This is a genomic window from Streptacidiphilus albus JL83, from assembly GCF_000744705.1.
Lineage (GTDB): Bacteria > Actinomycetota > Actinomycetes > Streptomycetales > Streptomycetaceae > Streptacidiphilus > Streptacidiphilus albus.
The window spans coordinates 2,114,069-2,139,125 of sequence record NZ_JQML01000001.1; the positions used below are offsets into that span (position 1 = coordinate 2,114,069).

Genomic DNA, 25,057 nt, shown 5'->3' on the forward strand with positions numbered 1-25,057 from the left:
GCGTGACGCACACCGTACCCGCTGGAACCGGGGGAATCGTCAGCCCGGTCGGTGCAGGCCGAGGTTCTGGTAGATCTCCGAGGTGACCGTGGAGAAGTTCATGGTCATGAAGTGCAGGCCAGGGGTGTCCTCGGCGATCAGCTGACGGCACATGTCGGTCGCGTGCTCGATGCCGATGGCCCGCACGGCGGCCGGGTCGTCCCGGTGGGCCAGCATCCGGTCGCTGAACTCCCGGGGGATGACCGCGGTGCTGAGCGAGGGGATGCGTTCCAGCGAGCGGATCGTGGTGATCGGCATGATCTCCGGGATGATCGGGACGTCGCACCCGGCCGCCGCGACCCGGTCGCGGAACCTCAGGTAGCTCTCGGTCTCGAAGAACATCTGGGTGATCGCGTAATCGGCGCCGGCCCGGCATTTGTCCACGAAGTGACGGATGTCGCTGTCCCAGTCCGGCGAGCGCGGGTGCATCTCCGGAAAGGCCGCGACGCCGACGCAGAAGTCGCCCGACTCCTTGACCAGGCGCACCAGTTCGGCGGCGTAGTCGACGCCCTGGGGGTGCTTCACCCAGGGGCCGAGCGGGTCGCCGGGCGGGTCGCCGCGCAGCGCGAGGACGTTGCGCACGCCCTGGTCGGCGTAGTGGCCGAGGATGTTCCGCAGTTCCGCGACGCTGTGGTCGACCGCCGTCAGATGGGCGACGGTGGTGAGCGTGGTCTCCTGGGTGATCCGTCCGGTGATGTTGACGGTGCGACCGCGGGTGGAGCCGCCCGCACCGTAGGTCACCGAGACGAACGTCGGCGACAGCGCCTCCAGGCGGCGGATGGCCTTCCAGAGCCCGACCTCGGCCTCCGCGCTGCGGGGCGGCATGAACTCGAAGGAGTAGGAGCGGGTCCCCGCCGCCAGGAGTTCGCGGATGGAGATCGCACGGTCTGTCCTGGTGCTGGGGATCCCTAGAGCCATGCAAGCAGGTTATCCGGCTGCGGAGGGTAATTCTCAACTTCGTCCACAGGGTGATACCGCTTGGCGGCCGAACAGTCGGCCCACAGCCGGGGAGGGCTCCAGTGGCCCGCCGAGCCCTCGGGTTACGCTGGTTTTCCGCGTACTGCTCGGAGATCACCGGTGTCCCTCGCCCGCCCGCCCCACCCCCTCGACGCCCTCGGCAACATCGGCGTCCTCGCCGCCTCCGCCAACCCCGTCGACGAGGAGCGGCTGCGTGAACGGGTCGACGCCGCGCTGGTCCGGTTCCTGGACGGCAAGGACGCCCAGCTGTCGATGATCTCCCCGCAGCTCGGGCCGGTGACGGCCGTCCTCCGGGACTTCCTGCTCGACGGCGGCAAGCGGCTGCGTCCGGCCTTCTGCTACTGGGGCTGGCGCGGCGCGGGCGGCGACGGCCGGGACGAGGGGGCGGTGGCCGCCGCTGCGGCGCTGGAGCTGCTGCAGGGCGGGGCGCTGGTCCACGACGACCTGATAGACCGCAGCGACACCCGGCGCGGACTGCCGGCCGTGCACCGGCGCTTCGAGGCCCTGCACGCCGCCGAGGGCTGGCGCGGCGACGGGGCGCAGTACGGTGCGGCCTCGGCGGTGCTGCTCGGGGACATGCTGCTGGTGTGGAGCGACGAACTGCTGGCCGACTGCGGTCTGGACCGGGCGGCGGTACGCCGGGCCAAGCCGCTGTTCGACCTGATGCGGACCGAGGTGATGGCCGGCCAGTACCTGGACCTGCTGGAGCCGGCCACCGCCGCCACCGCGCACCCGGACGTGGACGGTCCGATCGAGCGGGCCCGCACGGTGATCCACTACAAGTCGGCCAAGTACACGGTCGAGCGCCCGCTGCAGCTCGGCGGGCTGCTGGCCGGGGCCGACCCGGCGCTGGTCACCGCCTACGGGGCCTTCGGGCTGCCGCTCGGCGAGGCGTTCCAGCTCCGCGACGACCTGCTCGGGGTGTACGGGGACCCGGCCGTCACCGGCAAGCCCGCCGGGGACGACCTGCGCGAGGGCAAGCGCACCCTGCTGGTCGCCGAGGCGCTGGCCGAGTGCTCGGCCGCGGACGCCCGGCTGATCGACGACCTGCTGGGCGCGCCCGAGCCGGGCGAGCGGGAGATCGGCCTGCTCCGGTCGGTGATCACCGCCAGCGGTGCGCCGGAGCGGGTGGAGGCCCGGATCACGGCGCTGCTGCGGGAGTCGCTGGGGGCGCTGGACGAGGCCCCGATCGCGGACGAGCGGGCCCGCCGGGCGCTGCACCGCCTCGCCGACGCGGCGACGGCGAGGCGGTACTAGCGCGGGACCGGCTGCGGAAGCCCTGCGGGGAACCGCTCAGTCGCGTTCGCGCACCCGGCGGGCCAGGTCGACGGCGGCGGCGTGCGGATCGGCCGCGGCCGTCAGCGCGCGGACCACGACCACCCGGCGGGCGCCGGCGTCGAGCACCTGGTCGAGGTTGCCGGCGTCGATCCCGCCGATGGCGAACCAGGGCCGCTCGGAACCGCTCCCGGCGGTGCGCTTCGCGGCGTACTCGACCAGGCCGAGGCCGGGTGCGTGCCGTCCCGGCTTGGTGGGCGTCGGCCAGACCGGGCCGGTGCAGAAGTAGTCCACCCCGGGCTCCACCAGCGCCGCGTCCACCTCGGACTCGGCGTGGCAGGAGCGGCCGATCAGCATGTCCGGGTCGAGGACCGCCCGGGCGGCGGCGACCGGGAGGTCGTCCTGGCCCAGGTGCAGCACCTCGGGCCGGGGCGAGTGCGCGACCCGGGCCGCGTGGGCGACGTCGGCGCGGTCGTTCACCGCGAGCATCCGTCCGTGCCGACGGCAGGCGTCCGCGAAGACCTCCAGGAACTCCAGCTCCTGCCGGGCCTCCAGGCCCTTGTCCCGCAGCTGGACGATGTCCACGCCGCCGGACAGCACCGCGTCCAGGAACTCGGCGAGGTCGCCCTGCTCCCGGCGCGCGTCGGTGCACAGGTACAGCCGGGCCGAGCGCAGCGCGGCGACGGTCACAGGGCCATCGCCTGCGCGCGGCGCTTGACCTCGGTGCCGCGGTTCTCGTTGAGCGCCTGGGCGGGGGTGCCGGGCAGCGAGGGGTCGTCGGTGAACAGCCACTCCAGGGCTTCCTCGTCGCTGAAGCCGCTGTCGCGGAGCAGCGTCAGCAGGCCGCAGATGCCCTTGACGGTGCCGTTGGGGCCGATGAAGGCGGCGGGGACCTGCAGCGCGTTGTTCTCGCCGCGCCGGACGCCGATCAGCGTGCGGTCGTCGACCAGCCGCCGGACCTTGGTCACCACCACCCCCCACTGCTCGGCGATGTCGGGGATGTACATCCACTCGGGAATCAGGGCGTCAATCTTGGGATCAATCTGGCTCACACCCCCAGACTGCCATCCCGGAGCGCCCTCGCGCACCACGGACGCCCCGGCGGGGCTCCCCGCGGACGGCTCCGGGGCCCGCCGCAGCCGCCCCGGCGGACCCCGGCTACCCGGCGACGGCGGCCTTGAGCTGCACCGACGGGTCCGCCGCCCGGGTCAGGTCGAGCGGGGTGCGGCGTTCCAGCAGCCGCCGTCCCTGGGCCAGGTCACGCGGGCGGTCGACGGTGAGCAGGGCCACCGGCACCTCGCCGCGCAGCCAGAGCGCGGTCCAGCCGGCCGCGTCCGGGTCCTGCCGCCAGAGCAGGTCGTCGCCGGGGGTGTGCCGGCCGGCGTACTGGACCATCCGACCGAACTGCTCGGACCAGAAGTAGGGCACCGGGTCGTAGGCCTCGTCCCCGCCGAGGACGTTGGCCGCCGCGACCCGGGCGCCCTGGAGCGCGTTGTCCCAGTGGTGCACGGCCAGCCGCTCGCCGTAGCGGGCGGAGGGGAAGGAGGCGCAGTCGCCGACCGCGAACACGTCCTCGACCGTGGTCCGCAACCGGTCGTCGGCGGCGACCGCGCCCCGCGGGTCGAGGGCGACCCCGGAGCCGGCCAGCCAGCCGGTGTCCGGACGGGCGCCGATGCCGACCACCACCACGTCCGCGCCCAGCTCGGTGCCGTCGGCCAGCCGGACCGCCGTGCCGGACGGGCCGGGGGCCCGGTCGAAGCCGCTCACGCCGACGCCGGTGCGCAGCTCGACGCCGGCCTCGGCGTACCAGGCCCGGGTGCGGTCGCCGAGCTCGGCCGGGAGCGCGCCGGCCAGTGGCGCGCCGGCCGCCTCGACCACGGTGACGGCGCAGCCGAGCTGCCGGGCGACGGTCGCGGCCTCCGCGCCGATCCAGCCCGCGCCGACGATCACCACCCGCGCGCCGGGGCGCAGCGCGGCCTTGAGCCGGAGCGCGTCGTCGTGGGTGCGCAGCAGGTGGGAGTCGGCGGGCCGGCCGGGCAGCGCGACCGGGGCCGCGCCGGTGGCGAGGACCAGCCGGTCGTAGGGCAGTTCGCCCTCCTCGGTGCGCAGCAGCCGCCGGTCGCTGTCGAGGCCGAGGGCGGGCCGGCCGAGCCGCAGTTCGATCCGCAGCTGGTCGTAGTCGACCTCGAAGCGGGAGTGCTCGGCCTTGCCGAGGAGCACGTCCTTGGAGAGCGGCGGACGGTCGTAGGGCGGGTGCGCCTCGGCCCCGAGCAGTACCAGGCCGCCGCCGTAGCCGCGCTCGCGCAGCGCGACGGCGGTCTGCAGCCCCGCCGTCCCGGCCCCCACCACGACGATCCGCTCCACTGTCGACTCCTCGGTCCGGCGCCCCGCGGCGCTCCGGCGCGGAACCCTGCGTCCGGCCCCGGCCACTGTACGGCCGGGCTCGCCCCGCCGGGCTCGAACGGTGAGCGACTACAGTGGGTTGCGCAATCACGGGAGCCCGGCGTTCCGGGCTGAGAGGCGGATGTCCGGGCGGTGACGCCCGCGGTCCGCGACCGTCCGAACCTGATCCGGATCATGCCGGCGAAGGGAGCGCAGGACAGTTGGCACGCGCCGAGAACGCGGACCCGAACCGCGGTGTCGACTCCAACCGCGGTGACGTGCTGGTCGTCGGCGGCGGCATCATCGGCCTCGGCGTCGCCTGGCGCGCGGCGCAGCGCGGCCTGGACGTCACCGTGCTCGACCCCGATCCGGGCCGCGGCGCCAACCGGGTCGCCGCCGGGATGCTCGCCCCGGTCACCGAACTCCAGTACGGCGAGGAGCAGTTGCTGCGCCTCGGGATCGCCTCCAACGAGCGCTGGGCGGACTTCGCCGCCGAGCTGACCGAGGCCACCGGCCTGGACACCGGCTACCGGGCCTGCGGCACCCTCGCCGTCGCCCTGGACGCCGACGACCGCGCCGAGCTGCGCGAACTGCTCGCCTTCCAGCAGCGCCTCGGGCTGGCCTCGGAGTGGCTGGGCGGACGCGACTGCCGTCGGCTCGAACCGATGCTGGCGCCCTCGGTGCGCGGCGGGCTGCTGGTGGCCGGGGACCACCAGGTCGACGGCCGGCGGCTGGGCACGGCCCTGGTCGAGGCCTGCGTCCGGGCCGGGGTCGCGCTGCGCCGGACGCGCGCCGCCGAGCTCACCGTGGACGGCGACCGGGCCACCGGCGTCCGGACCGAGGACGGCGCGCTGCTCACCGCCGGACAGACCGTGCTCGCGGCCGGCAGCTGGTCCGGCGAGCTGCCCGGGATCCCGGCCGAGGCCCGGCTGCCGGTCCGTCCGGTCAAGGGGCAGATCCTGCGGCTGCAGATGAGCAGCGCCTTCGGCGAGCCCTTCCTCTCCCGCAATCTGCGGGCCGTGGTCAAGGGCGTCCACCTCTACCTGGTGCCCCGCGCCGACGGCGAGCTGGTGGTCGGCGCGACCATGGAGGAGCAGGGCTTCGACACCGTGGTCACCGCCGGCGGTGTCTACGAACTGCTGCGCGACGCCCATGAGCTGGTCCCCGGGATCACCGAGCTCCCGCTGCGGGAGAGCAGCGCGGGCCTGCGCCCCGGCACCCCCGACAACGCCCCGCTGCTCGGCCCGACCGCCCTGCCCGGACTGGTCGCCGCGACCGGGCACCACCGCAACGGGGTGCTGCTCACCCCGGTCACCGCCGACGCCGTCGGCGGCTACCTGGCCACCGGCGTGCTGCCGGCCGAGGCCGCCCCGTTCACCCCCGCCCGCTTCCACCGCACCGCCACTCCCGCTCCGGAGGCCCTCCGATGACGTCCCAGCCCATCACCTCGCAGCCCGTCGCTTCGCAGCCGCTGACAGCGCTGCCCATCCGCGTCAACGGCGCCGCGCGCGGGATCGCGCCCGGCACCACCCTGGCCGAGGTCGTCGCCGACCTCAGCGCCGCGCCCTCGGGCGTGGCCGCCGCCGTCAACGAGGCCGTCGTCCCGCGCAGCGCCTGGGCCGGGACCGTGCTCGCCGCCGACGACCGGGTCGAGATCCTCACCGCCGTCCAGGGGGGCTGAGCCGCCATGGCCGACGACATCCTCACCATCGCCGGCCGCGGCTTCGGCTCGCGGCTGATCATGGGCACCGGCGGCGCGCCCAGCCTGGAGGTGCTGGAGCAGGCGCTCCGGGTCTCCGGGACCGAGCTCACCACCGTCGCCATGCGCCGGGTCAACCCGGCGGCGCGCGGCTCGGTGCTGGAGGTGCTGCAGCGCGCCGGCATCCAGGTGCTGCCGAACACCGCCGGCTGCTTCACCGCCGGCGAGGCCGTGCTCACCGCCCGGCTGGCCCGTGAGGCGCTGGGTACGAACTGGGTGAAACTGGAGGTGGTCGCGGACGAGCGGACGCTGCTCCCCGACCCGGTCGAACTGCTGGACGCCGCCGAGACCCTGGTGGACGACGGCTTCGTGGTCCTCCCGTACACCAACGACGACCCGGTGCTGGCGCGGAAGTTGGAGGACGTCGGCTGCGCCGCGGTGATGCCGTTGGGCTCGCCCATCGGCTCGGGGCTCGGCATCCGCAACCCGCACAACTTCCAGCTGATCGTGGAGCGGGCCGGGGTGCCGGTGATCCTCGACGCCGGGGCGGGCACCGCCTCCGATGCCGCACTGGCCATGGAGTTGGGCTGCGCGGCGGTGATGCTCGCCACCGCGGTCACCCGGGCCCAGGAGCCGGCGCTGATGGCGGAGGCCATGCGGCGCGGAGTGGAGGCGGGCCGGCTGGCGTACCGGGCGGGACGGATCCCCCGGCGCTTCCACGCGGAGGCGTCCTCGCCGATGGCCGGGCGCGCCGAGTTCGACCCGGAGGCGCCCGCGTTCTGAGCGGAAGGCGCAGCCCATCGGCCCCGCAGGCGGCGGCGCGGTTCTTACCGTTGCGCAACGATCGTGTCGCCCCTCAGCGTCCGACCCCCTTCCGGCCCTCTAAACTCGGTGGGATGGACACGACCCTGCACGACCCGCTCCTCGGGCGGATGCTCGACGGCCGCTACCGGGTCGAGCAACGCATCGCCGTCGGCGGCATGGCCACGGTCTACCGCGCCATGGACACCCGGCTCGACCGGGTCGTCGCCCTCAAGGCGATGCACACCGGGCTGGCCTCGGACCCCGACTTCACCGACCGCTTCATCCGCGAGGCCAAGGCCGTCGCCCGGCTGTCGCACCCCAATGTGGTCAATGTCTACGACCAGGGCGCGGACAACGGGGTGGTCTTCCTGACCATGGAGTACGTGCCCGGCTGGACCCTGCGCGACCTGCTGCGGGACCGGGGCGCGCTGAGCCCGCGGATGGTGCTGGACGTGCTGGAGCCGATCCTGGCCGCCCTCGGCGCCGCGCACCGCGCGGGACTGGTGCACCGCGATGTGAAGCCGGAGAACGTGCTGCTCAGCGAGGACGGCCGGGTCAAGGTCGCCGACTTCGGGCTGGTCCGGGCCATGAGCGGGGACAGCGCGGTGACCTCGGGTCAGGTCATGGGCACCGTCGCCTACCTGGCCCCGGAGCAGATCGAGCAGGGCGCCACGGATCCGCGCACCGACGTCTACGCCTGCGGCGTGATGATGTTCGAGATGCTGACCGGCGGCAAGCCGCACCAGGGCGAGTCGCCGATGCAGGTCCTCTACCAGGCGATGAGCAACGACGTCCCGCCGCCGTCCACCCTGCTGCCGGGCCTGCCCCCGCAGCTGGACGCCATAGTGCTGGCGGCCACGGCCCGCGACGCCGACCGCAGGCCGCGCGACGCGGTGGAGCTGCTGGCCACGCTCCAGCACATCCGGCCCGGCCTGACCCAGCAGCAGCTGGACGCCGAACCGGGCGCGACGCTGCACCTCCGCGTCCCCGGCGCCGTCCCCGGTCCCGCCGACAGGCAGGCGGTCGCGGACCGGACCACGGTGCTGCCGGCCGGCATGCCCGCGCCGCTGCCGCCCGATCCGGGGCTGGAGGCGCAGCTGAACCGCACCAGCATCATGCCGAGCATGCGCGACCTGCCGCCGGAGCTGATCATGCCCCGGCGCGAGGAGCCGGAGCAGTTCGCCCCGCCGCCGCCGCGCCGGGGCGGGCGCGGCGGCGGCCGGTCCAAGGGCCGCCGCAACCGCTGGGCGCTGCCGGTGACGGTGCTGGTGGTGCTGGCCCTGATCGTCGGCGGGGCGACCTGGGCGCTGAACAACGCGCTCTACACCACCATGCCCGGCGTGGTCGGGCTGACCCAGAGCGCGGCGCAGACCCAGCTGACCGCCGACGGGCTCTCGGTGAGCACGACGCCGGAGTTCAGCAGCTCCGTCCCGGCCGGCCAGGTGATCGCCAGCGACCCGGGGGCGGGCTCCCGGGTGCGCAAGGACTCGACGGTGACCCTGGACGTCTCCAAGGGCCCGAACCGCCCCAAGGTGCCGGACGTGGCCGGGAAGTCGCTGTCGGCCGCCGAGGCGGCCATCAGCGCGGCCGGCCTGACGCCGGGCACGGTCACCGAGCAGAGCAGCAGCACCGCCCAGGGCGACGTGGTCGGCACCGACCCGGCGGCCGGCACCGCGCACACCCCGAACACGGTGGTCAACCTGGTCGTCAGCTCCGGTCCCGCGCCGGTGGCCCTGCCGAACGTCGTCGGCGAGCCCCAGGACCAGGCCACCGGGGACCTCCGGGCGGCGGGCTTCAACGTCCAGGTGCAGTCGGGTGCGGTCAACTCCGGCGTGCCCGGCGGGTCCGTGGTCAGCGAGAGCCCGAACGGCCCCACGGCGGCGGCGGGCTCGACGGTGATCCTGACCATCTCCTCCGGACCGGTGCAGGTGACCGTGCCGGACGTGTCGGGCGACACCGAGGCCCAGGCCAGGGCGGCGCTGACGGCGGCCGGCTTCAAGGTGAAGGTCCACCGGTTCCTGCCCTTCGGCACGCCGACCGTGGCCGACCAGAGCCCGGCCGGCAACTCCCAGGCCGACCAGGGCAGTACGGTGACGATCTCACTGTTCTGAGCCGTGTCGGACGGCCCCCGCCCACAGCGCGGCGGGGGCCGCTCGGTAGGCTTCGGGCGCATGAGCTCATCTGCCCCGAATGACCTTTTCGAGAGCATGTCGACCATGCGGGCCATGCGTCGGCTGAGCACCGAACCGGTGCCGGACCACCTGCTGGAAAGACTGGTCCAGGCCGCCGTCTACGGTCCGAGCGGGGCCCACGCCCAGGAGTACGACTACCTCGTGGTGACGGACCGCCAGGTCATCGCCACCCTCGCCCCGCTGTGGACCCGCTGCGTCGACGCCTACCTGGGCTCGATCGGCCGGATCGTCCCCGCCTCGATGGACGAACCCAGCTACGAACTGGTGCGCGAGGAGATCGAGTACCAGCGCGACCACTTCGCGGACACGCCGGCGCTGGTCATCCCCTGCTACCGGGCACCGAAGATCAGCTCCGACCTGGACGGGCTGCGCGGCATGGTGACCCAGCTGGGCACCGCCGGACTGGGCCGCCTGGCCGCGCGCGGCGGACGGATGAGCACCCTGGCGGAGGCCGCCAGCGTCTACCCGGGCGTGCAGAACCTGCTGCTCACCGCCCGCTCCATCGGCCTCGGAGCGCATCTGACGCTCTGGCACCTGATGCTGGAGCGCGAGTGGAAGACCGCCCTGGGCATCCCCTCCGGCATCCACACCTTCGCGGTCATCCCGGTCGGCTGGCCGCTGGACGACTTCGGCCCGATCCACCGCCACCGTCCCCTCGCCGAGGTCCTGCACCGCGACCGCTGGTGACCTGCGAAGGTCTGGCATCGCCCCCGGCTCCACCGGGCTGACGGAACCCACGTCCGGGGGCACCCGGGAGGCGTACCCTCCTCGGCGTGGACGACCTCTACCTCACCCACGCCGACCGGCCGAAGCGCACTTGGCCTCAGAAGGCCGGTCCGCTGTTCGCGCTGCTCTGGCTCGGGCTCGGCCTGGCCCGGCCGGGCTCCCCCAGCGCCCGCATCGTGCTCTCGCTGATCATGGCGCTGCTCCTACTGCTCGGCGTCGTCGTCCAACACCGGGTAAAGCGTGCCTGGCTCAGGGTCGACGCGAGCGGGATCGGCTCCTACAGCGGGATCCGGCGACCGCTCCAACTGACCTGGCCGGAGGTGAACCGGATCGAGGTCCGCGAACGCGCGGTCCAGCAGAGAACCTTGCTCTCCCTGCAGGTCAGCACCGTGGCCGGGAAACGGTACACCCTGCCGATCGTGAGCCATGCGTCGACCCTGCCGAACCCGCGCTTCTTCGACCTCGCCGACGAGGTCCTCGCCGCCTGGGAGCACTACGGGGACTTCGACGCCGAGGAGGAAGAACCGGAGGGGAGCGGTCGGCCGGAGGCGGCTGAGTACTGGGCTGATCGCGGACACCGGCCGCCCAGGAATCCGGTCCTCGTCGACTGGCGGTTCATGGTCGCCTGTCTGACCGTCCTCGGCTGCCTCGGGATGCTCGGTCTGCGGTCCGCCGACCAGGACTCGGCCCAGTCCTACGGCCAAGAGCTGGCGAACACCAGGGTCGACGCCGACCTGATGCTGGCCGACCCGCAGTTCGCCTCTCCCACCACCGACTCCCCGACTCCTGTGGGCGTCGACCAGGCACAGACGCCGGACACCGCATCGCTCTACACCGTCTGCTGGCGCGGGCTGCTCCGCTCCTACTCGGCCGGGGACCGGTCCCCGCTCTGTCCGGCGATGACCGTGCTGACCGTTATGCAGACCGAGCCCCCGACCGGCCGCACAGGTACCTTCGTCCTGCGCCTGGACGGCGGTCTCGACACGTACCGGGTCGGCATCCCGCTGACCGCCGGAAATGCCTGGCTGGACCGACTCGCCCCCGGAAACCAGGTCTCCGGCTACCTGTACGACGGGGCGGTCACCACCATATCCACCGCAGACGACTCGGTGGAGACGACCACGTCACCCGTCCGCGCCCCGGCCAGGGACCTCGCCGCGACGCTGGCCTGGGCGGTACTCGCGCTGCTGCTCGGCCTCTGGACTGTGCTGCACCACCTGTGGCGGCCCCGCGAACACGGCAGGCTCGTCGACTGGTCGGCTGTCTGCGGCATCGTCCCCGCGGCGGCCGCCGCAGCCATAGTGACCATCGGCCAGTGGAGTTCCCCCGTACCGCTCACCGCCACGAGCTACACATGGCCACTGGTGCTGCTGGGTGTCGGAGCAGCCGTCGGGCTCGCGCTCGGCACCCTTCGGGGGCGGCAGGTCGTCAACGACGTGATCCCGCCCGATTGGAACCCCCTGGACAAGCCGTTCTGACCCCGGTGTGCACCGGCTCCCGCGCCCCGGTCAGGGCTCGGGGCCGTCGCCCGGTTCCTCCTGGTAGGAGTAGCGCTGCTCGGACCAGGGGTCGCCGAGGTTGTGGTAGCCGCGCTCCTCCCAGAAGCCGCGCCGGTCGGCGGTCATGTACTCGATCGCGCGGACCCACTTGGGGCCCTTCCAGGCGTAGAGCATCGGTGCGACCAGGCGCACCGGGAAGCCGTGCTCGGCGGTGAGCGGATCGCCGTTGCGGTGGGTGGCGAAGACGGTGGAGGCATCCGCGAAGTCGGCCAGCCGGAGGTTGGCGCTGTAGCCGTACTCGGCCCAGGCCATGACATGGGTGACCTCGGGCGCCGGGGGCGCCAGGGCCAGCAGGGTCGTGGCCGCGATGCCGCCCCAGCGGCTGCCCAGCATGGTGAAGCGGGTGACGCAGTGGAAGTCCGCGGTGACCGTGGACCGCGGCAGAGCCGTGAACTGCTCGTGGTTCCAGCTGTACTTCTCGCCGGAGGCGGTGGCCCCGAATATCTGGAAGTCCCAGCTGAGCGGCTTGAACCGAGGCACCGGGCCGTAGTGCAGAACCGGCCAACCGCGCTGCGCGCGCTGACCCGGCGGAAACCGTCCGGAGCCGTCCGGGTGGGCCCTGGCCTGCTCGTTCTCGGACTGACCCATGCCTCCATGGTGACAGATCGCGCCATACACCCGTGCGGAGGGTGCGACGGGGGCGGCTGGACGCCACGGGTGAGGGTGAACTTACTGGAACTCGTCCGGCTGCGGTGGAACGATTCCCCAAAACGTCACGAACGGCGCAGAAAGGGTGCAATCCATGCAGGGCGACCCCGAGATCATCGAACTCCTCAACGAGCAGCTCACCGCCGAGCTCACCGCCATCAACCAGTACTTCCTGCACGCGAAGATGCAGGAGAACAACGGCTGGCCGAAGCTGGCCAAGTACACCCGGCACGAGTCCTTCGACGAGATGAAGCACGCGGAGATCCTGACCGACCGCATCCTCTTCCTGGAGGGACTGCCCAACTACCAGCGGCTGTTCCACATCCGGATCGGGCAGACGGTCAAGGAGATGTTCGAGGCCGACCGCCAGGTCGAGGTGGAGGCGATCGACCGGCTGCGGCGCGGGGTGGTGGTGATGCGGGCCAAGGGCGACATCACCTCGGCCAACCTCTTCGAGGACATCCTCAAGGACGAGGAGCACCACATCGACTACCTGGACACCCAGCTTGAGCTGGTGGAACTGCTGGGCGAGCCGCTGTACGTCCAGTCGCTGATCGAGCAGCCGGAGAGCAGCTGAGCGCGGCGCCCGCGATCAGGCGGCCACTTCCGCCGCCTCTTCCGCCTCCTCCGGGGCCGCGAGGCCGAGCCGGGCGGCGAGGCGGGCGGTCGGGCAGGGACGCGCGCCCTCGTGCCCCAGGATCGCCTGGATCCGGCGGACGCAGGAGCCGCAGTCGGTGCCAGCCCGGCAGCCCCCGGCGACCTGGCGCGGGGTGGTCGCGCCGTTGGCGATCTCCTCGCGCACGCGCTGCTCGGTGACCGCATGGCACAGGCACACGTACATCGAAGTCACTCCCGGTTCTGCCGCGGCCAGTCGAACAAGCCAACGTCAGTCCGAGTCAGCTAAGGCTTACCTTACCCAATGGTTTCGGATGCGAAAAGCCCCCCTCGGCACCGGATCACCGGAACCGAGAGGGGCGTAGGTCACATCCCGAGGGGCGGGTGCTGCTAGCCGCGCAGCATCTCCGCGACCAGGAAGGCCAGGTCCAGCGACTGGCTGCGGTTGAGCCTGGGGTCACAGGCGGTCTCGTAGCGCTGGTGCAGGTCGTCCTCGAAGACCTCGTCGCCGCCGCCGACGCACTCGGTGACGTCGTCGCCGGTCAGCTCCACGTGGATGCCGCCCGGGTGGGTGCCCAGCGCGCGGTGCACCTCGAAGAAGCCCTTGACCTCGTCCAGGACGTCGTCGAAGCGACGGGTCTTGTGGCCGGTCTCCGCCTCGTAGGTGTTGCCGTGCATCGGGTCGCAGATCCAGACCACCTGGGCGCCGCTCTCGGTGACCTTCTTCACCAGCTCGGGCAGTCGCTCACGGATCTTGCCCGCGCCCATCCGGGTGATGAAGGTGAGCCGGCCGGGGATGCGCTCCGGGTCGAGCCGGTCGATCAGCGCCAGCGCCTCCTCGGCCGTGGTGGTCGGGCCGAGCTTCACCCCGATCGGGTTGCTGATCTGCGAGGCGAACTCGATGTGGGCGTGGTCCAGCTGCCGGGTCCGCTCGCCGATCCAGACCATGTGGCCGGAGACGTCGTAGAGCTTGCCGGTCCGCGAGTCGGTCCGGGTCAGCGCGGTCTCGTAGTCCAGCACCAGGGCCTCGTGCGAGGCGTAGAACTCGACCGTGCGGAACTCCTCCGGGTCGACCCCGCAGGCGTTCATGAAGGAGAGCGCGCTGTCGATCTCCTTGGCCAGGCGCTCGTAGCGCTGGCCCGAGGGCGAGCTGCGGACGAAGTCCTGGTTCCAGGCGTGGACCTGGCGCAGGTCGGCGTAGCCGCCGGTGGTGAACGCGCGGACCAGGTTGAGCGTCGAGGCGGAGGCGTTGTACATCCGCTTCAGCCGCTCCGGGTCCGGGCGGCGGGACTCCTCGGTGAAGGCGAAGCCGTTCACCGAGTCGCCCCGGTACACCGGGAGGGTCACCCCGTCACGGGTCTCGGTCGACTTGGAGCGCGGCTTGGAGTACTGGCCGGCGATCCGGCCGATCTTGACGACCGGCACCGACGCGGCGTAGGTCAGCACCACGGCCATCTGCAGCAGGGTCTTCAGCTTGTTGCGGATCTGGTCCGCCGACACACCGTCGAACGCCTCGGCGCAGTCGCCGCCCTGGAGCAGGAACGCCTCACCCCGGGCAACGGCCGCAAGCCGGGTGCGCAGCTGGTCGCACTCACCGGCGAAGACGAGTGGCGGATAGGACGCGAGGTCCGCGAGGGACGTGCGCAGAGCCTCGTGGTCCGGCCATTCAGGCTGCTGCGCCGCGGGAAGGGACTGCCAGGAGTAGACCTGGTCCGGGGATTCAACGTTCACGGTCACGGGGCCAAGGCTACGGGGTCGGGCAACCGAATTGTCCCAGCTGCCCGCCGACTGAGACACGCGGTGGAACGTCGCACGTCGGGCCGTTCCATCCGCTAGGGTCAACAGCGTGAACCCGATCGCGCACTCTGTGCAGCACACCTGCTCCTGGTGGTGGACCGTCCCCGAGGCGGCCCACTGATCGCGCGTTCACGCGCAGACTCAACGGCCGCCCTTCGGGGCGGCCGTTCTGCTTTCCCGGCAGAGACCCCCCGAGCACGACGACCGGCACCGCAGCAACCCGCCCCCGCCGCCCGCCACTTCGCCCGGAAGGTCCACCGCCGTGACCGACAGCAGCCAGTACCCGCTCGCACCGCAGGGCTCGACGACCCCGCAGCCCCGCGTCCCGCGCCCGGCCGCGCCGACCGACACCGCCGCCCTGGTCGCCCGGCTCGCGGAGGGCGGCGAGCCCTTCGCCCTGCTGCACCGCCGGGCGCCGCGCCTGGCCCTGGACACCGTCGAGATCCTGTTCGGCCCGGTCGAGACCCACGACACCCTGGCCGAGCTGCCGCTCCCGGCCGGGGCTCCGGGCCGCCCGGTGCACGACCTGCTCGCCCTGGTCCCCTACCGGCAGCTGCGCGAGCGCGGCTTCGAGGCCCGCGACGACGGGACGCCGCTGCGGGCGCTGCGGATCACCGAGTCGTACACCCTGCCGCTGGCCGAGCTGCGCGGCGCCCTGCCGCAGCTGCCGGTCCGGCTGGACGACGGCGGCTTCGACCTCGACGACGAGCAGTACGCGGACATCGTCCGCCGGGTCGTCGAGGACGAGATCGGCCGGGGCGAGGGCGCGAACTTCGTCATCCGCCGCGACTTCACCGGGACGCTGGACGGCTTCCGCCCGGCGCTGGCGCTGACCCTGTTCCGCCGGCTGCTGGAGCAGGAGCGCGGGGCCTACTGGACCTTCCTGGTGCACACCGGCGACCGGGTGCTGGTCGGCGCCAGCCCGGAGGTCCACGTCCGGCAGACCGGCGGGACCGTGGTGATGAACCCGATCTCCGGCACCTACCGCTATCCCGCCGCCGGCCCCTCGCTGGACTCGCTGCTGGCCTTCCTCAACGACCCCAAGGAGTTGGAGGAGCTGACCATGGTGGTGGACGAGGAGCTGAAGATGATGTGCGCCGTCGGCGACCTCGGCGGCCAGGTCCTCGGCCCCCGGCTCAAGGAGATGGCCAACCTCGCCCACACCGAGTACGAGCTGCGCGGACGCACCAGCCTCGACGTCCGGCAGGTGCTCCGGGACACGATGTTCGCCGCCACCGTCACCGGCAGCCCGCTGCAGAACGCCACCCGGGTCATCTCCCGCTACGAGCCCACCGGACGCGGCTACTACGCCGGCGCGCTGGCGCTGATCGGCCGCACCGCCGGCGGCGGGCAGACCATGGACTCCCCCATCCTGATCCGCACCGCCGACATCGACCCGGCGACCGGACGGCTGGCGGTCCGGGTCGGCGCGACCCTGGTCCGGCACTCCGATCCCTACGCCGAGGTCGCCGAGACCCATGCCAAGGCGGCCGGCGTGCTCGGCGCGATCGGCGCGCTGCCGCCGCGCGCGGAGCGCGACCGCCCGGCCCCGCGCCCGCTGCTGGCGGAGCACCACCGGGTGCAGAGCGCGCTGGACGCGCGCCGGACCAACCTCGCGCCGTTCTGGCTGCGGATGCAGTCCGCCCCGGTCGGCGTGAGCGGGCAGCACGTGCTGGTGGTCGACTGCGAGGACACCTTCACCTCGATGCTGGCGCACCTGCTGCGCTCGCTGGGGCACCGGGTCACCCTCCGCCGGTACGACCTGCCCGGTCTCGACCAGGCCGTCGCCGACCACCGCGGACCGCTGGTGCTGGGCCCGGGGCCGGGCGACCCGGCCGACCTGGCCGACCCGAAGATGCGCCAGATGCAGGGCCTGATCGGCGAGCTGATGGCCACCGGCCGCCCGGACGGGCTGCTCGCGGTCTGCCTCAGCCACCAGCTGCTGTGCGCCTCGCTGGGGCTGCCGCTGCGCCGCAAGGCCACGCCGTACCAGGGCGCCCAGGAGCAGATCGACCTGTTCGGCCGACCGCAGACGGTCGGCTTCTACAACACCTTCACCGCCGTCTGCGACGACGCCGACGCGGACCGGCTGGCGGAGCGGGGCGTCGAGCTCAGCCGCGACAGCGTGAGCCACGACGTGTTCGCGGTCCGCGGTCCGGGCTTCGCGGGGCTCCAGTTCCACCCGGAGTCGGTGCTCACCCTGGACGGCGTCGCCATCGTCGCCGACCTCCTCGCCACCCTGGCCCCACAACCCGCCTGAACCCCCGCCGGGGGCTCACTTCGCGGCGTCGAGGGCGCTCTGGAGCGAGCCGATGTAGCCCTGGCTGGTGAAGGTCGCGCCGGAGACCGCGTCGATGTTCGCGTTCTGCGCCGCCAGGGTCTCCTGGGTGAGCAGCGGCACCGCCTGGGCGTTGATCTGCTCGTCGCGCGGGGTGCTGTCCGGCTCCTCCAGCACGTCGACGCCGGTGATCTTCGTGCCGTCGAAGGTGACCTTGACCTGCACCGGCCCGAGCGGAGTCGGCACCGCTCCGCCGGTGACGGTGTGGACGCCGTCGACCGGGCCGGTCGCGCCCTGTGACGGCGCGGCGACGGCCGGCGCGGCGGACTCGTCCGTGCCGCCGACATGGTGCGGCTTCGCCGCGAGCAGCAGCAGTACGCCCAGGGCGGTGCCGCCCGCGGTCAGGGCCGTCCGACGCATCGGGGGCGCTCCTCTCCTACAGTTGGAAGGCTCGGAACTGGTCAGAATTCGAAGGACTCGTGGTGGATCCGGCGGGCCGGGACGCCCGCCGTGTCCAGCGCCTCGCGGGCGGTGGCCACCAGGCCGGCCGGTCCGCACAGGTAGACGTCGTGCTCGCGCAGGTCGGGCAACAGCCCCAGCAGGGTCCTGGTCTGCAGCGGTTCGCCGATCTCGGCCCGGGTCCCGACCAGGTAGTGGACGGTCGCGCCGCGCGCCGCCGCCACGGTGTCCAGCTCCTCGCGGAAGACCAGGTCCTCGGCCCGGCTCGCCCGGTAGACCAGGGTCAGGTCGCCCGGCTCGGCCGGGAGGGTCTCGAACAGCGCCCGCAGTGGGGTGATGCCGACGCCGCCGGCCAGCAGCAGCACCTTGGGCCGGCTGCGCCGGGCCGCGGTGAACGCGCCGTAGGGGCCCTCGGCCAGCACCCGGGTGCCGGGGCGCAGCGCGGCCAGCGCTCCGCTGTGGCCGCCGCGCTCCTTGACGGTGAGCCGCAGGTAACCGTCGTTCGGCGGGGCGGAGAGCGAGTAGGGGTTGGCGGCCCAGGCCAGGCCGGGCACGAGGAAGCGCCAGCGGAAGAACTGTCCCGGCCGGGTGCGGGCCACCAGCTCGTCCAGGTGGCGGCCGGTGACGAAGACCGAGACGACGCCGGGGGCTTCGGTCCGCACCTCGGCCACCCGCAGCCGGTGCCGGAGCGCGTCGCGGGCCGGAAGGGCGAAGCGGAAGCAGAGGATCACCGCCGCCGCCCCCAGGTAGAGGGTGTACCAGCAGGCCCGCGCGGCCTGGTCGCGGAGGAACTCGTCGCCGTTGCTCAGCTGGTGGAAGAAGACCAGGAAGATCGAGACATAGGTGGCCAGGTGGAGGTAGTACCAGGTCTCGTAGCGCAGCCGGCGGCGCGCGGCGCGGGCGGAGACCGCGGCGACGGTGAAGAGCAGCAGCGTGCCGCAGGTCGCCTTGAGCATGTCGGGGTAGTGGAAGACGATCTGCGTGGTCTGGTGGACCACGTTGCTGTCGTCGGTGAGCGAGTAGCCCCAGATGATCAGCGTCACGTGGGAGGCGACCAGGCCGACCATGTAGCGTCCGCCCATGGCGTGCCAGCGGGCCAGCCGGTCCGTGCCGAGGGTCCGGTCCAGCAGCGGTATTCGCGACATCAGCAGCACCAGGACCGGCGCGGTGTAGCCGGCCAGCAGGCCGCAGAGCCGGGCGCCGTTGGTGATCCACTGGGCGGCGCCGATGATCGTCCCGGTGTCGTTCCACCAGAGCAGGAGGACGGCGGCGGCGCCCGCCGCGATGACGGCGAGGAGCACCCGCGCCACCGTGTCCGAGTGGCGCAGCGCGGGACCCGCGTCGGTCTCCGTGCGCGACGCGACGGTGCTGGTCATCCTGGTGTCCTCCCGAACTGCTGCCGGAACGACACTCTGCCAGCGGATTCTGTGGAAAGGCTTGGAGCGGTGCGACCGTGAGCGGGACAATCCTACGCACGCCCCGGGCAGCGGATCGCACCGCAGGGTGCGGGAGCCCGACTCAGCCGAAGAAGACGTCGAACTCGGCGTAGAGCGCCGGCTCGACCGTCTTGATCCGGGCGGTGGCGACCGCCAGCGGCAGCCGGACGATGTCGGTGCCGCGCAGCGCGACCATGCTGCCGAAGTCGCCGTCGTGGACGGCGTCGACCGCGTGCAGGCCGAAGCGGGTGGCGAGCCAGCGGTCGAAGGCGCTGGGAGTGCCGCCGCGCTGGATGTGGCCGAGGACGGTGGTCCTGGCCTCCTTCCCGGTGCGGGCCTCGATCTCGTGGGCGAGCCACTCGCCGATGCCCGAGAGCCGGACATGGCCGAAGGCGTCCCGGGAGTCGTCCTTGACCACCATCTGGCCCTCGATCGGCATCGCCCCCTCCGCGACCACCACGATCGGGGCGTAGTTGATCCGGAACCGCTGCTCGACCCAGGCGCAGACCCGGTCCATGTCGAAGCGCTGCTCCGGGATGAGGATCACATTGGCGCCGCCGGCGATGCCGGAGTGCAGCGCGATCCAGCCCGCGTGCCGCCCCATCACCTCGATCACCAGCACCCGCTTGTGCGACTCGGCGGTGGTGTGCAGCCGGTCGATGGCCTCGGTGGCGATATTGACGGCGGTGTCGAAGCCGAAGGTGTAGTCGGTGCCGTCGAGGTCGTTGTCGATGGTCTTCGGCACTCCGACGATATTGACGCCGTGCCGGTGCAGTTCCGCCGCGACGCCGAGGGTGTCCTCGCCGCCGATCGCGATCAGCGCGTCCACCTCCTGCTTGGCCAGGTTCTCCTTGACCCGGCGGATGCCGTCGACCACCTGCAGCGGATTGGTCCGCGAGGAGCCGAGGACGGTGCCGCCGCGCGGCAGGATGCCGCGCACCTCGGCTATCCCGAGCGGCATCACCGCACCTTCGAGCGGTCCGCGCCAGCCGTCGCGGAAGCCGGTGAACTCGTAGTCGTAGACCTCCACGCCCTTGCGCACGATCCCTCGGATGACCGCGTTGAGCCCGGGGCAGTCCCCTCCGCCAGTGAGCACGCCGATACGCATATCCGTCCCCTCACGTGAGTATGACGAACTGTCACTTCACGGTAACGGCGCGCGGCCGAACCCGACCCCGAGCGTCACCCCCGACCTCGCCGGCCGGCCCGGCCGCCACTGCTCCCCCTCGGCCCGGACCATTGGTCCCGTGCCGCTGCCGGTGCGCGGCAATGTACGAAACCGCGCACGGCCTCGGTCAGCGCTACTACGTCCAGGCCCTCAAGCTCGCGTCGGAGGCCGGGGACAAGGTGACCTACTGCCGCACTCTGCGCGGGATGGCGCTGCAGGCGTCGAGCCTGGGGTACGGGTCGCGCACGCTGGAGCTGGCGGATGCGGCGGCCGAGGCGTCTCCGCAGGCGGGTCCACGGCTCCAGGCGTTCCTGTCCGGCCAGCAGGCGCACGGCGCCGCGATGATGGGCGACCGCCGGATGGCGTTCCAGCGGCTCCAGGAGACCGAGACGTCGCTCTCGCGCGCCGACGGCCGCAATGATGCCGTCGGTGGGTACGACGCGGCGGCGTACCACTTCCACGCCTCGCACGTGCTCTACGAACTGGGCGACCTTCCGGGCTCCATCCGGGAGCTGACGCTGTCGAACCGGGTCCGCCTCCCCGGCGAGCGCCAGGGCCGGGTGCATGCCATGGGCCTCCTCGCGCGAAGGCAGATGGAACTGGGGCACGTGGAGGAGTCCTGCCGGACCTGGGGGTTGTTCCTGGACGACTACACCGGCATCAGCTCGGTGCGCGGCGACGAACACTTCCGTCTGCTCCGGTCCGAGCTGGGCCGCCATCAGACGGTGCGGGCAGTCGCGGAGATCACGCCGAGAGTCCGCACCGTGGCCCGGCTCAAAGCAGCATAGAAGGCATCCGTCACCAAGCCCTGAGCTGTGCCGGTGAGGCGAACCTGGTGCCCGTGCCACTCCCGACGCCGACTACGGGCCACCTGCAACTCGGCGTCGCCCGGAGTGCGTCCGGTCGGCGGAGCTTCTATTTCCTGGGCTCGGCGGAGCACATCTCCTGGTCGACGAGCGCGACCATGGCGTGTTGGGTGCCCAGGCTGGCTGTCTCGCCGTCGCCGGTCGCTTCGACCACTGCGGCGTGGCGCCCGTCGGGAGTGATGCCGTCGAGGGTGGTGTAACCGGGGACGTCACCGCCATGGCTGTAGACGCCTCCTCCACAGCTGAGCGGGAGCCACATCAGTCCCAAGCCGTAGCGCGCACCGGGCCACAGCGAGTCGAACTCGTGGGCCGGTACGGTCGTCTCCATCTCGGCCAACTGGGCGGCCGGCAGCAACCGGCCGCCGAGCAGCGCCTGGTGGAAGCGGATCAGGTCGATGGTGGTACTGATCATGGATCCCGACGCGCCGGCATAGGTCATGTCGGCCGAGGTGACGTCGATCGCCGGCCCGGAGCCGAAGGCGGAGTAGCCGTGCAGATGCGGACCGGAGATGGACGGGTCGGTGCCGGGCGCGGTGGTGTGCCGCAGGCCCAGCGGCCGGATGATCCGGTCGAAGACCTCCTGCTGCCAGGTGCGTCCGGTGGCCTTGGCGATGATCATGCCGGCCAGGATGTAGTTGGTGTCGGAGTACTCCCAACTGGTGCCCGGAGCGAAGTCGGGCCGGTGCCGCATCGATATCGCCACCAATTGCCCCGGCGTGTACGTGGTGTACCGGTCGGCCTCGAAGGCGGCGGTCGAGTCGATCTCCGGGAAGTCGTCGGCGTAGTCGTACAGCCCGCTGGTGTGCTGGAGCAGCTCCCGGACGGTGATCCTGCTGCCGTCGTTGCCGTTGCCGGACACCACGCCCGGCAGCCAGTGCGCAACGGTGTCGTCCAACGAGAGCCGGTGCTCGGCGGCCAACTGGAGGACCACTGTGGCGACGAACGTCTTGGTGGCACTGCCGATGCGGAACTCGTCATCGGCCTGGACCGGCGCCCCGGTGGCGGTGTCGGCCTTTCCGACGGTGGCATACGCGGATCCACGCGGGCCGACCACCTCGGCCAGCACACCGACGGTCCCGGTCTGCTGCACCGCGTCCACTTGCTGTTGTAACGCGCCCTGGCCTGCGGCACCCGCCTCCGCCGACGGGTTGAACGCCGTCGTGAGAACCGCGGCGGCGAGCAACGCGGTCGTAACTGCACGCATGGTCCTGGTCATTGACTGAAGACTCCCCGTATGTGGCCCACGCACCGCGATCGCGGTACGCCCACCACACTAGGAACGCGCCTCACGGCCCGCCGTGCGGCCCACCCCCCAATCCGACAGGGGGCCGACAGGCTTGACAGCGTGGAGTTGTCACGGAGCACCAGGCCGTGGGGCGGCTGGTCGGGCAGCCGGGCGGGGCGGGGCGGGGCCGTTCGGGGCAGGGCTATGCTGGCGCGTCGAACGGACGGGCGGGTTCGACCAGGGGGTCGCGGTGGACAGGAACAGCAGTTTTGCGCGGGCGGCGAGGGTCGAGCAGTACCGCGGAGCAGCGAAGCCGCCGACCTGGGGCGGGACGATCTTCCTCAGCCTGTTCCTGCTCGTCCTCGTCGCCCTCGGGGTCGGCTTCGGGGTGTCCGCGTCGGAGGGCGCCGTGCAGGGCATGGGCTACGCCCTTCGGGACAGCGGGGTGCCGGGCACCCTGGTCATCGACAACTGCCTGACCAGCGGCACCGGTCACACCCTGCACACCAGCTGCTCCGGCGGGTTCACCGCGACCGACGGCCGGAGCGGCAATGTGTTCGGGCAGATCGACGCGAAGGTGAAGATCGGCACCACCCTCCAGGTCCAGGAGGAACCGGTGAGCGGCGACTGCTACCGGGTGGGTCCGGAGTGGGTGGCCGGCTGGGCCGCTATGGGCTTCACCGCCCTCGGGGCGCTGCTGATCGGCCTGCTCGGCGTCTACGGGATCTTCGCGGCGTTCCGCAGCTTCCTGCGGCACCGCGCGAATCCGGCCCCGGTACCGGCTCCTACGGGGAAGGGGCAGTCGGAACCGAAGCGGCCGAAGACCCCTCGCGAGCGGTTCAACAAGGGCTACTTCCTCACCGTCGCGGGATGCTTCGGACTGGCCGCGCTGTCGGGGGTGGTCGCCGGGGTCGCCGCGATCGCCGGCTGATCCGGATCCACTCCAGGGAACGGGAACTCAGGCCGGGTCGTCCAGGCCGCGCTCGATGGCGTAGCGGACCAGCTCGACCCGGTTGTGCAGCTGGAGCTTGCCCAGGGTGTTCTGCACGTGGTTCTGCACGGTGCGGTGCGAGAGCACCAGCCGGTCGGCGATCTGCTTGTAGGAGAGGCCCTTGGCGACCAGCCGCAGCACCTCCGTCTCCCGGTCGGTGAGCTGCGGCGCGGCCGGGGCGCGGGAGTCGGCGGGCGCGGGCTCGGCGGCCAGCCGGCGGTACTCGCCGAGGACCAGCCCGGCCAGGCCCGGGGTGAACACCGGGTCGCCGACGGCGGTGCGGCGGACCGCGTCCAGCAGTTCCTCGCGGCTGGCGGACTTCACCAGGTAGCCGGTGGCACCGGACTTCACCGCCTCCAGCACGTCGGCGTGCTCGCCGCTGGCGGTCAGCACCAGCACCCGGGTGGCCGGCTGGTGCAGCATCAGCTGACGGCAGACCTCCACCCCGGGCAAGTCGGGCAGGTTCAGGTCGAGCACCACCACCTGCGGGGCGACGGCCGGCGCGCGGCGGACCGCCTCGCGGCCGTCGCCGGCGGTGGCGACGACCTCGCAGCCCGCGTCGGCGAGGTCGCGGGCCACGGCCTCGCGCCACATCGGGTGGTCGTCGACCACCATCACCCTGATCGGCTGCTCGTCGCTGGTCATGTGCTGCTTCCTTCCCTGCTGCGATCGCTCTTGCCGTTGGCACCGCCGCCGCCCGCCCGGGGACGCGGCACCCGGAGTTCCACCTCGGTGCCCTGCCCGGCGGCCGAGAAGATGTCGGCGCTGCCGCCGAGGTCCCGCATCCGGCCCTGGATCGACTGGGACACCCCGAGCCGGCCCTCCCGTTCGGCCTCGCCCAGCCGGGCGGCGGAGTCGAAGCCGGGGCCGTCGTCGCGGACGCTCACCATCACCTGGTCCGGCTCGTCCTCGACCAGGATCCAGGCCTGGGCCCCGGTCCCGGCGTGCTTGCGGACATTGTCCAGCGCGGCGCTGACGGCCGCACCGAGTTCGGTCACCGTCCGTCCCGGCAGCAGCACCGGGGTGCCGGGCGCCGAGACGGTCACCCGGGCGCCCGCCATCGGCGCGATCAGCGAGCGCAGGTCCTGCACGGCCTCGGGCTGCTCGCTCCCCCGGTCCCGGCCGCGGCCCCGGCGGATCGCGGGGGCGGTGTAGGAGGGGTTGGGCGCCAGCCCCTCGGCGACCAGGGTGCGCAGCGCGACCTCCTGCTCCCCGGCCATCCGGCCGAGGTCCGCGGCCTCGCCGCCGACCTCCGCGCCGCGCCGCTGCACCATCGACAGGACCTGGAGCACGCTGTCGTGGATGTCGCGGGCCAGCCGTTCCCGCTCCCGGGTCGCGGCCTGGATCTCCAGCGCCCTGGCCAGGGTCTGCTCACTGGCCCGGGCGACCTCGATCACGTAGCCGATGGCGATCCCGGCCACCAGCAGCAGCACGATGTTGTGGAGGTCGCTCCGGGTCAGTCCACCGGCCTCGCCGATGTCGGCCAGGCCGACGATCAGACCGGCCACGGCCGCCGGCAGCCAGCCGCCCATCACCGCGAAGCCGAGGACGGCGCCGGCCGCGCGGATGGTCGGGATGGTGGGGTCGCCCGCGACCAGCCCGGGGCCGGAGTCGAAGGCCCGGGTCAGCAGTATGCCGAGGACGCACAGGGCCAGGTCGGTGCTCAGCCAGTACCAGTTGCAGCGCTGGTGCGAGGAGAAGGGTCGGACCGTGGCGAAGGTCCACAGGCCGAGCACGCCCAGGTAGACCCAGCCGGCGACGCGGTCGTGGAAGTGGCCGGCGATCCCGGCGTAGCTGACCGCCGCGTAGACCACCGTCAGCAGCCGGAAGGCCGAGACGGCACGCCACAGCGGCTTCTCGACCGAGAAACTTCCCCCGACGCGCTCCTTCGCCCCCACTGCCGACTCCCCGCTCCCCAGG

Annotated in this window: 23 protein-coding genes, 1 pseudogene and 1 riboswitch; of the genes and pseudogenes, 11 read left to right on the top strand and 13 right to left on the bottom strand. The window is 72.7% G+C overall.

Going from position 1 to position 25,057, the window contains the following annotated elements:
- Positions 1-39 precede the first annotated feature (39 nt).
- A complete protein-coding gene (gene metF / locus BS75_RS09145) occupies positions 40-957 on the bottom strand; it encodes a methylenetetrahydrofolate reductase [NAD(P)H] (protein ID WP_034087855.1) in 918 nt (305 codons plus the stop codon).
- A gap of 159 nt (positions 958-1,116) precedes the next feature.
- On the opposite strand from metF, the gene BS75_RS09150 reads away from it, so the two are divergent.
- Complete coding sequence (locus BS75_RS09150; RefSeq protein ID WP_231607725.1) at positions 1,117-2,274, top strand: polyprenyl synthetase family protein; 1,158 nt, start codon at positions 1,117-1,119, stop codon at positions 2,272-2,274.
- A 36-nt stretch (positions 2,275-2,310) separates the two neighbouring features.
- On the opposite strand, the gene thiE is transcribed toward BS75_RS09150, so the two are convergent.
- From thiE to BS75_RS09165, 3 genes are all read right to left on the bottom strand, one after another.
- Positions 2,311-2,982 carry a thiamine phosphate synthase gene (thiE, locus tag BS75_RS09155; protein WP_034087856.1) on the bottom strand — a complete coding sequence of 224 codons (672 nt, stop codon included), beginning with the start codon at positions 2,980-2,982 and terminating at the stop codon, positions 2,311-2,313.
- Positions 2,979-3,344, bottom strand: a complete 366-nt coding sequence (locus tag BS75_RS09160; RefSeq protein WP_081982203.1) for an Rv2175c family DNA-binding protein — start codon at positions 3,342-3,344, stop codon at positions 2,979-2,981. The genes thiE and BS75_RS09160 overlap by 4 nt, the downstream gene beginning before the upstream one ends.
- Positions 3,345-3,450: 106 nt before the next feature.
- The gene (locus BS75_RS09165; RefSeq protein ID WP_034087857.1) at positions 3,451-4,656 is read right to left on the bottom strand and encodes an NAD(P)/FAD-dependent oxidoreductase; all 1,206 of its coding nucleotides are present in this window, start codon (positions 4,654-4,656) and stop codon (positions 3,451-3,453) included.
- A 118-nt stretch (positions 4,657-4,774) separates the two neighbouring features.
- Positions 4,775-4,901, top strand: a riboswitch (TPP riboswitch).
- Between BS75_RS09165 and thiO the strand changes: the two genes are divergently transcribed.
- The 6 genes from thiO to BS75_RS09195 all read left to right on the top strand — a co-directional run bounded on the left by thiO (position 4,896) and on the right by BS75_RS09195 (position 11,573).
- Positions 4,896-6,104, top strand: coding sequence for a glycine oxidase ThiO (gene thiO / locus BS75_RS09170; RefSeq protein WP_042439296.1), 1,209 nt, complete (start codon positions 4,896-4,898; stop codon positions 6,102-6,104). Its footprint overlaps the riboswitch before it by 6 nt.
- Positions 6,101-6,355 (top strand): sulfur carrier protein ThiS, encoded by a 255-nt coding sequence (gene thiS / locus BS75_RS09175; RefSeq protein ID WP_081982204.1) that lies wholly within the window; start codon positions 6,101-6,103, stop codon positions 6,353-6,355. Before thiO ends, thiS begins: the two co-directional genes overlap by 4 nt.
- A gap of 6 nt (positions 6,356-6,361) precedes the next feature.
- Positions 6,362-7,156: a thiazole synthase gene (locus BS75_RS09180; protein WP_034087858.1), complete on the top strand. Its 795-nt coding sequence runs from the start codon at positions 6,362-6,364 to the stop codon at positions 7,154-7,156.
- Between the two features lie 113 nt (positions 7,157-7,269).
- Complete coding sequence (gene pknB / locus BS75_RS09185) at positions 7,270-9,288, top strand: Stk1 family PASTA domain-containing Ser/Thr kinase (RefSeq protein ID WP_034087859.1); 2,019 nt, start codon at positions 7,270-7,272, stop codon at positions 9,286-9,288.
- Between the two features lie 105 nt (positions 9,289-9,393).
- Entirely contained in the window at positions 9,394-10,056 is a 663-nt protein-coding gene (locus tag BS75_RS09190; protein WP_231607726.1) for a nitroreductase family protein, read from the top strand.
- Positions 10,057-10,142: 86 nt separating this feature from the next.
- The gene (locus tag BS75_RS09195; protein WP_034087861.1) at positions 10,143-11,573 is read left to right on the top strand and encodes a hypothetical protein; all 1,431 of its coding nucleotides are present in this window, start codon (positions 10,143-10,145) and stop codon (positions 11,571-11,573) included.
- Positions 11,574-11,603: 30 nt separating this feature from the next.
- On the opposite strand, the gene BS75_RS09200 is transcribed toward BS75_RS09195, so the two are convergent.
- The gene (locus BS75_RS09200; protein WP_034087862.1) at positions 11,604-12,242 is read right to left on the bottom strand and encodes a sulfite oxidase-like oxidoreductase; all 639 of its coding nucleotides are present in this window, start codon (positions 12,240-12,242) and stop codon (positions 11,604-11,606) included.
- Between the two features lie 154 nt (positions 12,243-12,396).
- Here BS75_RS09200 and bfr point away from each other — a divergent pair, with 154 nt between their 5' ends.
- On the top strand, positions 12,397-12,879 hold the full coding sequence (gene bfr / locus BS75_RS09205; RefSeq protein ID WP_034087863.1) for a bacterioferritin: 483 nt from the start codon (positions 12,397-12,399) through the stop codon (positions 12,877-12,879).
- A 15-nt stretch (positions 12,880-12,894) separates the two neighbouring features.
- On the opposite strand, the gene BS75_RS09210 is transcribed toward bfr, so the two are convergent.
- Positions 12,895-13,143: a (2Fe-2S)-binding protein gene (locus tag BS75_RS09210; RefSeq protein ID WP_034087864.1), complete on the bottom strand. Its 249-nt coding sequence runs from the start codon at positions 13,141-13,143 to the stop codon at positions 12,895-12,897.
- A gap of 164 nt (positions 13,144-13,307) precedes the next feature.
- Positions 13,308-14,654, bottom strand: a complete 1,347-nt coding sequence (locus BS75_RS09215; RefSeq protein ID WP_034087865.1) for a class II 3-deoxy-7-phosphoheptulonate synthase — start codon at positions 14,652-14,654, stop codon at positions 13,308-13,310.
- Positions 14,655-15,072: 418 nt separating this feature from the next.
- Between BS75_RS09215 and BS75_RS09220 the strand changes: the two genes are divergently transcribed.
- Positions 15,073-16,974, top strand: a complete 1,902-nt coding sequence (locus tag BS75_RS09220) for a chorismate-binding protein (RefSeq protein WP_034092701.1) — start codon at positions 15,073-15,075, stop codon at positions 16,972-16,974.
- Between the two features lie 15 nt (positions 16,975-16,989).
- Here BS75_RS09220 and BS75_RS09225 read toward each other — a convergent pair whose 3' ends face one another.
- The 3 genes from BS75_RS09225 to BS75_RS09235 form a co-directional block, all read right to left on the bottom strand.
- Positions 16,990-17,412: an FMN-binding protein gene (locus BS75_RS09225; RefSeq protein WP_034087866.1), complete on the bottom strand. Its 423-nt coding sequence runs from the start codon at positions 17,410-17,412 to the stop codon at positions 16,990-16,992.
- Between the two features lie 41 nt (positions 17,413-17,453).
- Positions 17,454-18,827, bottom strand: coding sequence for a ferredoxin reductase family protein (locus tag BS75_RS09230; protein WP_034087867.1), 1,374 nt, complete (start codon positions 18,825-18,827; stop codon positions 17,454-17,456).
- 142 nt (positions 18,828-18,969) lie between these two features.
- A complete protein-coding gene (locus tag BS75_RS09235; RefSeq protein WP_034087868.1) occupies positions 18,970-19,995 on the bottom strand; it encodes a 6-phosphofructokinase in 1,026 nt (341 codons plus the stop codon).
- A 158-nt stretch (positions 19,996-20,153) separates the two neighbouring features.
- Between BS75_RS09235 and BS75_RS09240 the strand changes: the two are divergent.
- A pseudogene (locus BS75_RS09240) lies at positions 20,154-20,843 on the top strand (hypothetical protein); the annotation flags it as partial.
- Between the two features lie 127 nt (positions 20,844-20,970).
- On the opposite strand, the gene BS75_RS09245 reads toward BS75_RS09240, so the two are convergent.
- The gene (locus BS75_RS09245; protein WP_081983242.1) at positions 20,971-22,125 is read right to left on the bottom strand and encodes a serine hydrolase domain-containing protein; all 1,155 of its coding nucleotides are present in this window, start codon (positions 22,123-22,125) and stop codon (positions 20,971-20,973) included.
- A gap of 271 nt (positions 22,126-22,396) precedes the next feature.
- Here BS75_RS09245 and BS75_RS09250 point away from each other — a divergent pair, with 271 nt between their 5' ends.
- A complete protein-coding gene (locus BS75_RS09250) occupies positions 22,397-23,077 on the top strand; it encodes a hypothetical protein (RefSeq protein WP_034087869.1) in 681 nt (226 codons plus the stop codon).
- Between the two features lie 27 nt (positions 23,078-23,104).
- On the opposite strand, the gene BS75_RS09255 is transcribed toward BS75_RS09250, so the two are convergent.
- On the bottom strand, positions 23,105-23,782 hold the full coding sequence (locus BS75_RS09255; RefSeq protein WP_034087870.1) for a response regulator: 678 nt from the start codon (positions 23,780-23,782) through the stop codon (positions 23,105-23,107).
- Positions 23,779-25,035, bottom strand: a complete 1,257-nt coding sequence (gene macS / locus BS75_RS09260; RefSeq protein ID WP_034087871.1) for a MacS family sensor histidine kinase — start codon at positions 25,033-25,035, stop codon at positions 23,779-23,781. Before macS ends, BS75_RS09255 begins: the two co-directional genes overlap by 4 nt.
- Positions 25,036-25,057 lie beyond the last annotated feature (22 nt).